The sequence below is a fragment of the Streptomyces sp. SID14478 genome, assembly GCF_010548525.1.
GTDB lineage: Bacteria > Actinomycetota > Actinomycetes > Streptomycetales > Streptomycetaceae > Streptomyces.
In genome coordinates, this window is record NZ_JAAGMG010001426.1 from 1 (window position 1) to 13,671 (window position 13,671).

14 protein-coding genes and 2 rRNA genes are annotated in these 13,671 nt (G+C 69.7%); 3 read left to right on the plus strand and 13 right to left on the minus strand.

Features of this window, described 5'->3' with window-relative positions; genetic code table 11:
• From hemA to G3I40_RS44845, 3 genes are all read right to left on the minus strand, one after another.
• On the minus strand, window positions 1–1,066 hold a 1,066-nt coding region (gene hemA, locus G3I40_RS44835; protein ID WP_164560527.1), incomplete at its 3' end, for a glutamyl-tRNA reductase.
• The gene (locus tag G3I40_RS44840) at window positions 1,063–1,851 is read right to left on the minus strand and encodes a redox-sensing transcriptional repressor Rex (RefSeq protein WP_164560528.1); all 789 of its coding nucleotides are present in this window, start codon (window positions 1,849–1,851) and stop codon (window positions 1,063–1,065) included. The genes G3I40_RS44840 and hemA, both read right to left, overlap by 4 nt.
• 343 nt (window positions 1,852–2,194) lie before the next feature.
• A complete protein-coding gene (locus G3I40_RS44845) occupies window positions 2,195–2,473 on the minus strand; it encodes a glutaredoxin family protein (RefSeq protein WP_164560529.1) in 279 nt (92 codons plus the stop codon).
• Window positions 2,474–2,600: 127 nt separating this feature from the next.
• Between G3I40_RS44845 and G3I40_RS44850 the strand changes: the two genes are divergently transcribed.
• The 3 genes from G3I40_RS44850 to G3I40_RS44860 all read left to right on the plus strand — a co-directional run bounded on the left by G3I40_RS44850 (window position 2,601) and on the right by G3I40_RS44860 (window position 6,123).
• Window positions 2,601–3,545: an HAD-IB family hydrolase gene (locus G3I40_RS44850; RefSeq protein WP_164560530.1), complete on the plus strand. Its 945-nt coding sequence runs from the start codon at window positions 2,601–2,603 to the stop codon at window positions 3,543–3,545.
• A gap of 326 nt (window positions 3,546–3,871) precedes the next feature.
• Complete coding sequence (locus tag G3I40_RS44855; RefSeq protein ID WP_164560531.1) at window positions 3,872–4,660, plus strand: ECF subfamily RNA polymerase sigma factor, BldN family; 789 nt, start codon at window positions 3,872–3,874, stop codon at window positions 4,658–4,660.
• A 251-nt stretch (window positions 4,661–4,911) separates the two neighbouring features.
• Window positions 4,912–6,123 carry a DUF5667 domain-containing protein gene (locus tag G3I40_RS44860; protein ID WP_164560532.1) on the plus strand — a complete coding sequence of 404 codons (1,212 nt, stop codon included), beginning with the start codon at window positions 4,912–4,914 and terminating at the stop codon, window positions 6,121–6,123.
• A 97-nt stretch (window positions 6,124–6,220) separates the two neighbouring features.
• Here G3I40_RS44860 and G3I40_RS44865 read toward each other — a convergent pair whose 3' ends face one another.
• The 10 genes from G3I40_RS44865 to G3I40_RS44910 form a co-directional block, all read right to left on the minus strand.
• The gene (locus G3I40_RS44865) at window positions 6,221–7,264 is read right to left on the minus strand and encodes a lysophospholipid acyltransferase family protein (protein ID WP_164560533.1); all 1,044 of its coding nucleotides are present in this window, start codon (window positions 7,262–7,264) and stop codon (window positions 6,221–6,223) included.
• 14 nt (window positions 7,265–7,278) lie between these two features.
• Window positions 7,279–8,349: an NAD-dependent epimerase/dehydratase family protein gene (locus tag G3I40_RS44870; protein WP_164560534.1), complete on the minus strand. Its 1,071-nt coding sequence runs from the start codon at window positions 8,347–8,349 to the stop codon at window positions 7,279–7,281.
• A gap of 202 nt (window positions 8,350–8,551) precedes the next feature.
• Window positions 8,552–8,650, minus strand: coding sequence for an AURKAIP1/COX24 domain-containing protein (locus tag G3I40_RS44875; protein ID WP_003948845.1), 99 nt, complete (start codon window positions 8,648–8,650; stop codon window positions 8,552–8,554).
• A 183-nt stretch (window positions 8,651–8,833) separates the two neighbouring features.
• Entirely contained in the window at window positions 8,834–9,046 is a 213-nt protein-coding gene (locus G3I40_RS44880) for a helix-turn-helix domain-containing protein (RefSeq protein ID WP_164560538.1), read from the minus strand.
• 129 nt (window positions 9,047–9,175) lie between these two features.
• The gene (locus tag G3I40_RS44885) at window positions 9,176–9,991 is read right to left on the minus strand and encodes a phosphatase (protein ID WP_164560535.1); all 816 of its coding nucleotides are present in this window, start codon (window positions 9,989–9,991) and stop codon (window positions 9,176–9,178) included.
• Window positions 9,992–10,087: 96 nt separating this feature from the next.
• Entirely contained in the window at window positions 10,088–11,263 is a 1,176-nt protein-coding gene (locus G3I40_RS44890) for an acetoin utilization protein AcuC (protein ID WP_164560536.1), read from the minus strand.
• Window positions 11,214–12,440: an MFS transporter gene (locus tag G3I40_RS44895; protein WP_164560539.1), complete on the minus strand. Its 1,227-nt coding sequence runs from the start codon at window positions 12,438–12,440 to the stop codon at window positions 11,214–11,216. The genes G3I40_RS44890 and G3I40_RS44895 overlap by 50 nt, the downstream gene beginning before the upstream one ends.
• A 77-nt stretch (window positions 12,441–12,517) precedes the next feature.
• Window positions 12,518–13,168 (minus strand): HAD family hydrolase, encoded by a 651-nt coding sequence (locus G3I40_RS44900; RefSeq protein WP_164560537.1) that lies wholly within the window; start codon window positions 13,166–13,168, stop codon window positions 12,518–12,520.
• A gap of 67 nt (window positions 13,169–13,235) precedes the next feature.
• A 5S ribosomal RNA gene (gene rrf, locus G3I40_RS44905) occupies window positions 13,236–13,352 on the minus strand.
• A gap of 87 nt (window positions 13,353–13,439) precedes the next feature.
• Window positions 13,440–13,671 (minus strand): 23S ribosomal RNA (locus G3I40_RS44910); the annotation flags it as partial.

A 13,671-nucleotide genomic window follows, 5' to 3' on the forward strand; every position in this document is an offset into this window, starting at 1 on the left:
CCAGTGCCGCGATGGCCTCGGCCTCGGAGGGCTCGACGGGGCGCACGCGCTCGCCCGGGGCGTTGTCCACCCAGGCGCCGTGCTGTTCGAGCGCGGCGGCGTCGAACCCGGCGACGGCGGCCTCGCCCTCGACGGAGAACCCGCTGCGCACCGCGTCGACCGGGCAGCCGTCGGCAACTGCCTTGCCCGGAACGGAAGTCGAGGTCGCGGGCACCTCGGCGCCCGCGGTCGGCGTGCGTCCGGCGACGGCGGCCCGTACGGCGTCGGCGGTCAGGACGAGTCCGGTCGCGCCGGTGCAGGAGATGGCGACGTCGGCACGTGTCAGTTCGTCCGCCACGGCGTCCATGGCGACGCTGCGGGCGACGGCGCCCGCCTCCGTGAGGATCTCGACGAGCCGCTCGGCGCGCTCCGCCGTCCGGTTGGCGACGACGACTTCGCTGACGCCGGCCCGCGCGAGCGTGGCCGCCGCGAGCGACGACATCGATCCCGCGCCGATGACGAGCGCGCGCTTGCCCTGCGCCCAGGCGTCCACCGGCTGCGCCACCGCGAGCTGTTCGAGCCCGAAGGTGACGAGGGACTGACCGGCGCGGTCGATCCCGGTCTCGGAGTGCGCGCGCTTGCCGACCCGCAGGGCCTGCTGGAAGAGGTCGTTGAGGAGCTTGCCCGCGGAGTGCATCTCCTGCGCCCGCGCGAGGGTGTCCTTGATCTGGCCGAGGATCTGGCCCTCGCCGACCACCATCGAGTCGAGCCCACATGCCACCGAGAACAGGTGGTGCACCGCCCGGTCCTCGTAGTGCACATAAAGATAGGGAGTGAGCTCCTCGAGGCCGACCCCGCTGTGCTGGGCGAGCAGCGTCGACAGCTCGGCGACGCCGGCGTGGAACTTGTCCACGTCCGCGTACAGCTCGATGCGGTTGCAGGTGGCGAGGACGGCGGCTTCGGCGGCCGGCTCGGCGGCGATCGTGTCCTGCAGGAGCTTGGCCTGGGATTCCGGATTCAGCGCGGCCCGCTCCAGGACGCTGACCGGGGCGCTGCGATGGCTCAGCCCCACGACGAGGAGACTCATGCCGGCATCACGGCGGGCACGTCCCCGTCGGGTCCCTTGCGGTCGGCGGCAGCGGGCTTGGTGACCTTGGCGGCGGGGCCCTCGACGCCGACGGCACCCTCGGCCTCGGCGGCCTGGAGGATCTCGCCCGCCTTGCGCTGCTCGTGGAAGGCGAGGATCTGCAGCTCGATGGAGAGGTCGACCTTGCGCACGTCGACGCCGTCCGGCACGGACAGCACGGTCGGCGCGAAGTTCAGGATGGAGGTGACGCCGGCGGCGACGAGCCGGTCGCAGACCTGCTGCGCGGCACCGGCGGGGGTCGCGATGACGCCGATGGAGACGCCGTTCTCGTCGATGATCTTCTCGAGGTCGTCGGCGTGCTGCACCGGCATGCCGGCCACTGACTTGCCGGCCATGGCCGGGTCGGCGTCGATGAGGGCCGCCACGCGGAACCCGCGCGAGGCGAAACCGCCGTAATTGGCAAGCGCCGCACCGAGGTTACCGATACCGACCATCACGATCGGCCAGTCCTGCGTGAGGCCCAGCTCGCGTGAGATCTGGTAGACGAGGTACTCGACGTCGTAGCCGACGCCCCGGGTCCCGTACGAGCCGAGGTACGAGAAGTCCTTGCGCAGCTTCGCGGAGTTGACCCCCGCCGCGGCCGCGAGCTCCTCGGAGGAGACCGTGGGCACCGAGCGCTCCGACAGAGCGGTGAGGGCTCGGAGGTACAGCGGGAGACGGGCGACGGTGGCCTCGGGAATTCCTCGGCTGCGGGTCGCCGGTCGGTGAGTTCGGCCAGTTGCCACGGTGCTCCTGCGGGTAGAGCGGGGCTGTGGGCGGCTGTTCGTTCCAAGACCGCCCCGTCGAATGCAGGCTATGTCTTTGTGAACGCGTGCACAAAGATGGTGTCCGATTTGCCCGGCCAACGTGACCGGGGTCACGCGCCCCCCGCACGCATCAGTGGAACCGGCGCGCAGGCGGCTTCGTTGCTCACCTGTGGGGGGCAAAACCGCACACCTTCCTTACGATCCACGCCCCCGAGACCAAAACCGCCCCCGATCCTAAGCGACTTTCGGGACCACTTGGACTCGTCGGTCAGTGACGTGCGCGACCGCGCCCCCGCCCCGCCCGCCGCCCGTGCGCGCAGCGCTACTGCGTGAGTGCGCGCCGCAGCCGCTCCTCCTGTACGCGCCAGAAGTCGTGCTGCGCACCGTCGACGAGGACGACCGGGATCTGCTCCCAGTACTTCCGGTACAACTCCTCGTCCTCGTTGATGTCTTTCTTCTCCCAGGACGCGCCGACCTCGGCACAGACCTTTTCGATCACCGCCTGTGCGTCATCGCACAGATGACATCCGGGCTTTCCGATCAGCGTGACGACGCGCTCCTGGGGATTCTTCTTCTCGCTCCGGCGAAAGATGGGACTCATACCGGCCATTCTGACCCCGCGCCCGGCCCTCGTACGACGCCCTTCGTAGTCGGGATTTCACAGAGCGACAGCTTCCCGAAATCCGCTCGTCTCCGGAAGCACCGAACAAGCTGGCTATGCTCACCACATGGCCGCTCTCGGATGGCTCACACCCCGTAGGCGCTCCGCCACCGCGCGGAGCGTGCTGGCAGGCGAGGCTTCGGCGGAGGCCGCCCGCAAGTCCTCCCAGGAGCTGGAGGAGCAGGTTCCGCCGCCCGCCGCGGACGACGCGGCAGGGGAACCGGAGTTCCCGGTCGTCGGCGACGACAAGGCCGCCGCCTTCTTCGACCTGGACAACACCGTGATGCAGGGCGCCGCGATCTTCCACTTCGGCCGCGGCCTGTACAAGCGGAAGTTCTTCCAGCGCCGCGAGCTCACCCGGTTCGCCTGGCAGCAGGCCTGGTTCAGACTCGCCGGGGTCGAGGACCCCGAGCACATGCAGGACGCCCGCGACAGCGCCCTGTCGATCGTGAAGGGCCACCGCGTCTCCGAGCTGATGTCCATCGGCGAGGAGATCTACGACGAGTACATGGCCGAGCGCATCTGGCCCGGCACCCGCGCGCTCGCCCAGGCGCACCTGGACGCCGGGCAGAAGGTCTGGCTGGTCACGGCCGCGCCCGTGGAGATCGCCACGGTCATCGCCCGCCGCCTCGGCCTGACCGGGGCCCTCGGCACGGTCGCCGAGTCCATCGGCGGCGTCTACACGGGCAAGCTCGTCGGCGAGCCGCTGCACGGCCCCGCGAAGGCGGAGGCGGTGCGGGCGTTGGCGTCGGCCGAGGGCCTGGAGCTCGGCCGCTGCGCCGCGTACAGCGACTCCCACAACGACATCCCGATGCTCTCGCTCGTCGGGCACCCGTACGCGATCAATCCCGACGCGAAACTGCGCAAGTACGCGCGCGAGCGGGAGTGGCGGCTGCGGGACTACCGCACCGGCCGCAAGGCCGCGAAGGTCGGCATCCCGGCCGCGGCCGGCGTCGGCGCGGTCGCGGGCGGCACAGCGGCGGCGATCGCCCTGCACCGGCGTCGTCGCTGACCGCTCCCGCCGCAGCGGCCACCGCCCCAATCCAGGGGTCTTCCCCCGCCGAGCCCCGGCCAGTCCCGCGGATAGCACTCGGCCACAACGCGTCACGGCCGCAGCCGGAAGATGACCTAATCCGATCAACAAGTGGTCACTCTCTGGTACTTGAATCATCGGCGATCAGCTACAGAAGTGACGTAATCGATGATTTGAGCAACTCGGTGTAGCGCTCCCTGCACGAAGCGTTATTCTCCTCAGACGCAAACCGGTACCCACGCGTCAGTACGACGAGTGATCGGTCCCGCACTGCACGTGATGGAAGCTCTGCCTCTGGGAGTCCCGTGTTTCAACACGTCGGGGTTGACGCCTCGGGCCTGGCTACGCTGCGCGCAACGGTCGTAGACCGCTTGCGCGGCTTCGTCCCCACCGCGTACGCCGTCCCCGCCCTCGCCGCCCCTGCGCCGGTCGGCCCGTGCTTCGCCATGGCCGACAGCAGCACCGCCACCGTCGGCAGACGCGCACGCTCCGGAGCCGCCGGTGCGTCCGGCACGTCGACCGCCCGCCGCCCCGCGGCGGACAGCGACAGCGCCCGCATGATGGATCTGGTCGAGCGGGCCCAGGCCGGTGAGGCGGATGCCTTCGGCCGGCTCTACGACCAGTACAGCGACACCGTCTACCGCTACATCTACTACCGCGTCGGCGGGAAGGCGACGGCCGAGGACCTCACCAGCGAGACATTCCTGCGCGCCCTGCGCCGCATCGGCACCTTCACCTGGCAGGGCCGCGACTTCGGCGCCTGGCTGGTCACGATCGCGCGCAACCTGGTCGCCGACCACTTCAAGTCGAGCCGCTTCCGCCTCGAAGTGACCACGGGCGAAATGCTCGACGCCAACGAAGTGGAGCGTTCCCCCGAGGACTCCGTCCTCGAATCCCTGTCGAACGCGGCCCTGCTCGACGCCGTACGACGACTGAACCCGCAGCAGCAGGAGTGCGTCACGCTGCGCTTCCTGCAGGGTCTGTCCGTCGCCGAGACCGCTCGCGTGATGGGCAAGAACGAGGGCGCGATCAAGACCCTCCAGTACCGGGCCGTGCGCACGCTCGCCCGGCTCCTCCCGGACGACGTCCGCTGACCGCATCCGTCACCGAGCGCATCTTCCAACTCACCTTGCGTGAAAGGGAGATGCTTTCGCGGTCGGATCATCTTTCGTCCGTAACCCAAGTGCCGCGCCGCTCGTTGTGCGGGATGCAGGCTCCCTGTGGTCACTTCCGGCCTCCGCTTCGCTCACTCGATCGTGTGCAAGCGGGCCGGGCGTGCAACCCTCAGGACCCCCTGGGGAGTCGACATGGGAGTCGACCGTCATGACGAGAGGAGGTGCCGCCAGTGATCGCGAACGTCTCGGCACACCGGCGGGCGAACGCCTTCGCCCAGGCCCTCGAGGACCAGTCCGACCGGGACCCGGCGGCGCAGCAGCCGGAGGAACCGGCCGCTGGGCAGAGCGACCAGGCCGAGCAGGGCAGGCTTCTGTCCCTGTCGACCGGCCTCGGCGAGCTACCGAAACCGGAGATGGACCCCGAGGTCAAGGTGGTGCAGCGGGCCCAGCTCGTTGCGGCCATGGAGGCCATGCTCCAAGAAGGCACGGGCCCCTCCGTGCCGGAGCAGCGCAAGGGCAAGGGAGCACACCGGGCGACGTCGCTGCGCAAGCTGCGGCCCCGCTCACGCCTGTCCAAGGGGATCGCCGCGGGCGGGCTCACGGTCGGGGTGGCCGCGGGCGCGTTCAGCGGAGTGGCCGCGGCGAGTTCGAACGCACTGCCCGGTGACAACCTCTACGGGCTCAAGCGCGGCATGGAGGACCTCAAGCTCGGCATGGCGGACAGCGACTCCGACCGCGGGCAGATCTACCTGGACCAGGCGTCGACGCGGCTCAACGAGGCGCGGCGGCTGATGGAGCGCGACCGCGGCGGTCAGCTCGACCACGAATTCGTGGGCGAGGTCAGGCGTGCGCTCTCCGGCATGCAGTACGACGCCTCGCACGGCCACCAGCTGCTCAGCGACGCGTACAAGCGGGACGGCTCGCTCGGCCCCATCCAGGCCCTGTCCGCGTTCACCCAGTCCCACCGGCAGAGCTGGAGCACGCTGAGCAACCGCCTGCCGGTGCAGCTCGGTGACGTGAGGGACCAGGTGAGCTCGGTCTTCGACGCCATAGACGAAGAGGTCGGTCCGCTGCGCTCCCTGCTGCCGCAGCCCCCCAGCACGGGCGGCTCCGAGAGCCCCGGCCGCACTGACGGTACGTCCCCGGAGGCGCCCGGCACCGACCGCTCGGCGCCGTCCGGCTCGGCCGGCACCGATCAGCGCGGCGGCAGCTCCAGCAAGCCGAAGCCGTCCGACTCCGGTACCGGCGAGGACGAGAGCGGCCTGCTCGGCGAGAACACCGGCGGCCTCCTGGACCCGCCGAAGGACGAGTCGACCCCGACGCCGTCCGACGGGAAGTCCGGCTCGAACACGCCGGGTTCCCCCAAGCCGGACGTCACGCTGCCCCCGCTCCTGCCGGGCCTGCTGCCCGGCCTGGGCATCGACGGCGAGGACGCGAAGTAGCACCCAGCGCACAAGGAAGGGCCCGGGGTTCACCCCCGGGCCCTTCCTCATGCCTCAGGAGACCCTGCACGACCCTGCGCCGGACGCCCGGCACCCGTCAGAAGAACACCGACCGCCGCTGCACCAGCAACTTGTACAGCGTGTGCTGGATCTGTTCCCGGACCTGGTCCGTCAGGTTGAACATGAGCATCGGGTCCTCGGCCGCCTCCGGCGGATACCCGTCCGTCGGGATCGGCTCCCCGAACTGGATCGTCCACTTCGTCGGCAGCGGCACCGCGCCGAGCGGTCCCAGCCACGGGAACGTGGGCGTGATCGGGAAGTACGGGAAGCCGAGCACCCGGGCCAGCGTCTTCGCGTTGCCGATCATCGGGTAGATCTCCTCGGCCCCGACGATCGAGCACGGCACGATCGGCGTCCCGGCGCGCAGCGCGGTCGACACGAAGCCGCCGCGGCCGAACCGCTGCAGCTTGTACCGCTCGCTGAACGGCTTGCCGATGCCCTTGAAGCCCTCGGGCATGACTCCTACCAACTCGCCGCTCTCCAGCAGCCGTTGGGCGTCCTCCGCGCAGGCCAGCGTGTGCCCGGCCTTGCGGGCCAGCTCGTTGACGACCGGCAGCATGAAGACCAGGTCGGCGGCGAGGAGGCGGAGGTGGCGGCCCGCCGGGTGGTTGTCGTGGACCGCGACCTGCATCATCAGGCCGTCCAGCGGCAGCGTCCCGGAGTGGTTGGAGACGATCAGCGCCCCGCCCTCCGACGGGATGTTCTCGACGCCCTTCACCTCGACCCGGAAGTACTTCTCCGCGATCGGCCGCAGCATCGACATCAGGACCTGGTCGGTGAGCTCCTTGTCGTAGCCGAACTCGTCGACGTCGTAGTCCCCGGTCACCCGCCGCCGCAGGAACGCGAGCCCGCCCGCGATCCGCCGGTCCCAGCCAGCGCGCTCCTGGGGTGCCTGCGGCTCCGGCTCGGGCGCCGAGCCCTGCGCCGGCAGCGGTGGGACCTCGCGCACCTCCCGGGCGGCGCCCAGGGGTTCGCCCTTGCGCCGGGCGCTACCGCCCGTGCCCCGGCGCCGCGAGGGACCCTTGCCGGTGGCGCCCCGCGACCTGTCGTCGTCGAACGGAATGACCTTGGCGTCCGCCATCGTTCACGCGCTCCTCAGTTGGCGCTCTGCGTCGAGGGGTGGCCGGGTGTGCGCCCGCCCGGGAAGGGCAGCGACGCGATCCTGTCCACAGCTGACGCCAGGGCCTGGGGCGGCAGCAGTCCGGGGCCCCGGCCGCGTACGAAATCCGCGAAGGTCTCCGCGGTCGTGTACTTCGGCCGGAATCCCAGTGTGTCGCGCATCTGGGTCGTCGACACCACCCGCCCGTGCGTGAGCAACCTGATCTGCTCGGGCGAGAAGTCCGTCGCACCCAGCGTACGCAGGGCCCCGCCCACCCAGGTCACGGCCGGCAGCAGTACGGGGACGGTCGGTCTGCCGAGCCGGCGCGAGCACTGCGACAGCAGCAGGACGCCGTCGCCCGCGACGTTGAAGGTGCCGCTGTTGAGCGAGCCGCGCTCGGGCTCGTGCGAGGCGATCCGCAGCACCTCGATGACATCGTCCTCGTGCACGAACTGCAGCCGCGGGTCGTAGCCCAGCACGGTCGGCAGGACCGGCAGCGCGAAGTACTCGGCGAGCGGCGAATCGGCCGTGGGACCAAGGATGTTGGCGAAGCGCAGTACGCATACGGCGACGTCCGGGCGGCGCCGGGCGAACCCGCGCACGTACCCCTCGACCTCGACGGCGTCCTTGGCGAAGCCGCCGCTGGGCAGCGACTTGGGCGGCGTCGTCTCGGTGAACACGGCCGGATCGCGCGGCGCCGAGCCGTACACGTTCGTACTCGACTTCACCACGAGCCGCTTCACGCTCGGCGCCTTCTGGCACGCGCCGAGGAGCTGCATCGTGCCGATGACGTTGGTCTCCTTGACCGAGCCGCGCCCGCCACTGGCCAGCGGGGTCCCGGTGACGTCCATGTGCACGACGGTGTCGACCGCGTACTCGGCGAGCACGCGCGCGATCGTCGGCTGCCGGATGTCGGCTTCGAGGAAGTCCGCACCGCCCAGGTGGTGCGCGGGCGGCACCACGTCCACGCCGATCACCCGGTCCACGTCCGGGTCCCGCTGGATCCGCCGCACGAAACGGCTCCCGAGCTGCCGGGCCACCCCGGTCACGAGCACGACCTTGCCCAAGATTCAGCGCCTGCCTTCCGTCCCAGCCCGCCGCGCTCCGCATGCACTGTCCGCGCCGCACACGTTAGCGGTTCGATGTTGCGCTGTGATGACCCCATCATTCACGGTGACCGGAAACGCACTGTGGCCCTCGCGGGAACGCACTGTGGCCCTCCCACCGAACGGTGAAAGGGCCACAGACCGTGCTTACTGCAGTGGTCGCTTACTTCTTGTTGCGACGCTGCACACGAGTGCGCTTCAGCAGCTTGCGGTGCTTCTTCTTCGCCATCCGCTTACGCCGCTTCTTAATGACAGAGCCCACGACTACCCTCGCTCACTTCTCGGACAACCCCTGCAATGCAGGGACAATCACTCGGTGCGGGGCTGCATTGGGGCCCACACGACCTACGGAGGGCCAGCGTACCCCGCCCGAGCGCCGAGCTAGAAATCGAGGGGTCCCCGGGACCTCCGGAGCAGCTCCGCAGGCGCTCCCGGGGGGTGCCGGTCAGCCCGTTTCCACCCCCACATAGGACTCGCGGAGGTACTCGTGGACCGCTTGCTCCGGGACGCGGAAGCTCCGCCCGACCCGGATCGCGGGCAGATGACCACTGTGCACCAGTCGGTACACGGTCATCTTGGACACTCGCATGACCGAAGCGACTTCCGCGACGGTCAGGAATTGCACCTCGTTCAGAGGCCTACTCTCACCAGCAGCCATGACACACCTGAACCTTCCGCACTCGACGGCCACCGGCTTCCCCTTCCGGTGACTCAACGTCGTTGCGTGCTCACTCCCCAATGTAGGGGCGTGTGGTGCGAGTGGGGAAGAGGAGATGCGATCGGCCGCCTACTGTGACAGACACGCTCGATTGAGTACATAGCGAGTAAGCGGTCGGTAGTAATCAGACCGCACAGCGTCATCAAGCGGAACGACGACGGACACCTGCCCCTCGGCCTCACCGACGAACAGGGCCGGGTCATCCGTATCGGCCAGACCGATGGCGTCGAACCCCAACTGACCTGCACCGCAGACCCATCCGTGGTCTCCCACGACAAGCCCCGGAAGCGGCCCGCCGGCCTCCGCGCACGCGGCCAGCACGGTACGAACCGGGAGGGGTGAGTGGGTGTGCGCGCCGGTCTCACTGCCGGGTGGCCGTGCGCCGGGTTCCCGCACCAGCGCGACTCCTCGTACGTAGTCAAGGTTGTACGTGCGTAGACCGAACCGGGTCGTTATGTCGACACTGCAACCCTGCGCCGGGGTGAGGACAGGGCACCCCGCCGCCGACAAGGCGTCCGCCAACGCGGCGTAGAAAACGAGCAATCGGTGCGGATGTCCGGTTCCGATGAGCACGGGCGAACGGGTGTCTGCTGCCCGGCCGAGCCGATCCGCGAACGCGTCGAGGGCCGCCAGCGTGAGTTCCGGGTCGATGACGTCGTACCCGGAGGTGTGCGCGGGATCTCCCGAGACCCCGCACTTGTCGGCCATCAGCGCGAGCAAGTCCCGCTGCGCCCAACGCCATTCGGGATCGAGGCCGAGCAGGACGCGCGGGTCCCGCGCCTCGAAAAGCCGGTAGCTGCGCAGACTCTCCTCGCGGGAGGTCGCCACGGGCCCGGCAAGCCGAGCCGCCAACAGGTGCGCACGCAGGGCGCCGGTGCTCAACACGCTTGAGATGCTGGCGCATTGACGCCCCGAGCACCCCAAAAACGGGAAAACACCCCACAGTCGGAGTAACCGTGCCCCCGGCGACCGGCCACCGCCCTACGGCAGCAGTCCCCGCAGCGGAAACGCGGCCTTCCGCGTGGCCAGAATCGCCTGGTCGAGCCGGTCCGCGGGGTCGTACCCGGCCTCCCACTCCCGGTACGCGACGGGCCACCGCCCGTCCGTCATCCGGCCCGGCGCCAACTGCCGCGTACGGGCGAAGACTTCCTGACGCCAGCCGTCCGGGATCACCGTCTCCGGCGCGATCTCCCGCCCGGCGGCGATGGCCACCAGATGCGTCCACGAGCGGGGCACGACGTCGACGACGGCGTACCCGCCACCGCCCAGTGCGACCCAGCGCCCCTGCGCGTACTCGTGCGCCAGCTCGTGACAGGCGACCTGTACGGCCCGCTGCGCGTCGAGCGACACCGCGAGGTGCGCGAGCGGGTCCTCGAAGTGCGTGTCGGCGCCGTGCTGCGTCACCAGCACCTGTGGCCGGAACTCGGCGAGCAGCTCCGGTACGACGGCGTGGAAGGCCCGCACCCAGCCCGCGTCCCCCGTCCCGGCGGGCAGCGCCACATTGACGGCCGTGCCCTCGCCGGGGCCGTCCGCCCCGGTCTCCTCGGGCCACCCGGTCTGCGGGAACAGCGTCCGCGGATGCTCGTGCAGCGAGACGGTCAGCACGCGCGGGTCCTCCCAGAACGCGGCCTGGACCCCATCCCCGTGGTGCACGTCGACGTCCACGTACGCGACCCGCTCCACGCCCAGCTCCAGGAGCCTGGCGATGGCGAGCGCGGCGTCGTTGTACACGCAGAACCCGGACGCGGCCCCCGGCATCGCGTGGTGCAGCCCGCCGGCGAAGTTCACGGCGTGCAGGGCCTCGCCCCGCCACACTGCCTCGGCGGCGCCCACCGACTGCCCCGCGATCAGCGCGGAGACGTCGTGCATGCCGGCGAAGGCCGGGTCGTCGGTGGTCCCCAGGCCGTACGCCTGGTCGGCCGCGCCCGGATCCGCCGAGGCGGCCTTCACGGCCTCCACGTAGTCCTCGCGGTGCACCAGCCGCAGCGTGGAGTCACCCGCCCGCTTGGCCGCGACGACCGCCACGTCCCGGTCGAGCCCGAAGGCGTCGACCAGGCCCCGGGTCAGCTCGAGCCGGACCGGGTCCATCGGATGCCCGGGTCCGAAGTCATACCCCGCTACCGCCGGGTCCCACATCAACTGCGCGCGGCCGCTCATGCTTGCCACCGTATCGGTCCGTCCCGGAACCGAACGAAGGGGCGTACACGAGCGTCACCAGCACCAACACCATCGGTACGAGCATGGCGCCGCGATAACTCCACGCATCGCCCAAAGCGCCCACCAGCGGCGAACCCACCAGAAAACCAACGTAGTTGAAGATATTGAGCCGCGCGATGGCGGCATCCGACGCCTTCGGGAACATCCGCCCCGCCGCGGCGAACGTCTGCGGCACGATCACGCACAGCCCGAGCCCCAGCAGCGTGAATCCGAGCATCCCCACCCAGGGCCCCGGCGCGACCGCCACGACGGCGAACCCACAGGCGGCCACCACCGTCCCGATCCGCACCACCAGCACGGCCCCGAACCGCCGCACCCCCACGTCGCCCACGGCCCGCCCGACGAGCGTCATGACCATGTAGACGTTGTACGGCACCGTCGACAGCTGCTCCGAGCTGCCCAGCACGTCCTGCAGGTACTTCGCGCTCCAGTTGGAGACCGTCGAATCCCCGATGTACGCGAACGCCATCACCAGGCACAGCGGCAGCAGCATCTTGAAGACGACGCCACCGCCCGCTCCGCCGGCCTGCTCCCCGGCAGCCGGCTCCTGGACCTCCGCGCCCCCGTCCACGTACCAGCGACTGCCCACCAGCGCGGCGGGCAGCAGCACCACGACCACCGGCAGGTACGACACGAACAGCGACAGGTCCCAGTGCGCCCCGGCCCACGCGACCGACGCCCCGACGATCCCCCCGAGGCTGTACGCGGCGTGGAAGCCCAGCATGATGCTGCGCCCGTACGCCCGCTGCAGACTGACGCCCAGCATGTTCATGGAGGCGTCGAGCGCACCCACGGCGAGCCCGAACGCGCCCAGCGCGACGGCCACTTCCCACAGGTTGTCCCCTGCACCCACCCCCAGGAGCGCCAGCAGCACGACGGGCTGCGACCACCGCAGCACCAGGCTGGGCCGTACCCGCTTCACCAGCTGCTCGGTGCCCACGCTCCCGGCACCGGCCAGGATCGGCACCGCGGCGAGGAAGACGGGCAGCAACCCGTCCGAGATTCCGTACTGGTCCTGGATCGCGGGAATCCGCGTCACCAGCAGCGCGAACGCCGCTCCCTGCGCGAAGAAGCTGAACCCCAGCGCTCTTCGCCCCCACCGCAGGACACCTGTTATGCCATCGGACCCATCGCTCATGGCGGCTCAGCGTATGCCCCAGACCTACCGGTGGGTAGATGGATCAGCCTGCCAATTCACCCCAGGAGGCCGGGCAGTTCCCGCATGTCCCCGAAGAGCCGGTCGGCACCGTCGAGCCGCTCGGCCGGCGTCATCGCGGTGAACCCGTACACGTCCATGCCCGCGGCGACGGCGGCCCGGACCCCGAGCGGACTGTCCTCGACGACGAGGCACCTCTCGGGCGGTACGCCCATCCGCTCGGCGGCGTACAGGAACAGATCGGGTGCGGGCTTGCCTCGCCCGACGTCCTCCGAGCTGTAGACCCGCCCCTCACCGAACCACTTGTCGAGCCCCGTCGTCCGGTGCCCGACCCGGATCCGCTCATGGCTCCCCGACGACGCCACGCAATAGGGCACGCCCTCTTCCGTCAGCTTCTCCAACACGTCGAAGACACCGACCACGGGCTTCAGCTCCCGCTCGAACGCGGCGAACACCCGCCCGTGAAACACCTCGTCGAAGTCTTCGGGCAATTCCTCCCCGGTCCGTTCCCGCACGAGATCGTGCACGCGGTGCATGGCGGCGCCCATGTAATCCCGCAGGGAATCCTCGTACGACGTCGGGTGACCGAGCTCGGTGAGATAGCCGGCCAGAAGCGTGTTGGAGATCGGCTCGCTGTCGACGAGCACACCGTCGTTGTCGAAGATGACGAGGTCATAGCGCTTTCCCATACCCTGACCTTAAACGCAGAAAAGCCCCGGACCGTATCCCGGCCCGGGGCTTTTCCATTCAAAATTAGTTCGGCGGCGTCCTACTCTCCCACAGGGTCCCCCCTGCAGTACCATCGGCGCTGTGAGGCTTAGCTTCCGGGTTCGGAATGTAACCGGGCGTTTCCCTCACGCTATGACCACCGAAACACTATGAAACTGTCAACCGCACCGTACGTGACCATGTACGGGGTTGTTCGTGGTTTCAGAACCAACACAGTGGACGCGAGCAACTGAGGACAAGCCCTCGACCTATTAGTACCAGTCACCTCCACCCGTTACCGGGCTTCCAGATCTGGCCTATCAACCCAGTCGTCTACTGGGAGCCTTAACCCCTCAAAGGGGGTGGGAGTCCTCATCTCGAAGCAGGCTTCCCGCTTAGATGCTTTCAGCGGTTATCCTTTCCGAACGTAGCCAACCAGCCATGCCCTTGGCAGGACAACTGGCACACCAGAGGTTCGTCCGTC

Excerpts from the sequence above, each read along its gene's own strand:
- G3I40_RS44845 (WP_164560529.1), bottom strand. The coding sequence starts at position 2,473 with ATGAGTCCCATCTTTCGCCGGAGCGAGAAGAAGAATCCCCAGGAGCGC.
- G3I40_RS44850 (WP_164560530.1), top strand. The coding sequence starts at position 2,601 with ATGGCCGCTCTCGGATGGCTCACACCCCGTAGGCGCTCCGCCACCGCG.
- G3I40_RS44865 (WP_164560533.1), bottom strand. The coding sequence starts at position 7,264 with ATGGCGGACGCCAAGGTCATTCCGTTCGACGACGACAGGTCGCGGGGC.
- G3I40_RS44880 (WP_164560538.1), bottom strand. The coding sequence starts at position 9,046 with ATGGCTGCTGGTGAGAGTAGGCCTCTGAACGAGGTGCAATTCCTGACC.
- G3I40_RS44890 (WP_164560536.1), bottom strand. The coding sequence starts at position 11,263 with ATGAGCGGCCGCGCGCAGTTGATGTGGGACCCGGCGGTAGCGGGGTAT.
- G3I40_RS44900 (WP_164560537.1), bottom strand. The coding sequence starts at position 13,168 with ATGGGAAAGCGCTATGACCTCGTCATCTTCGACAACGACGGTGTGCTC.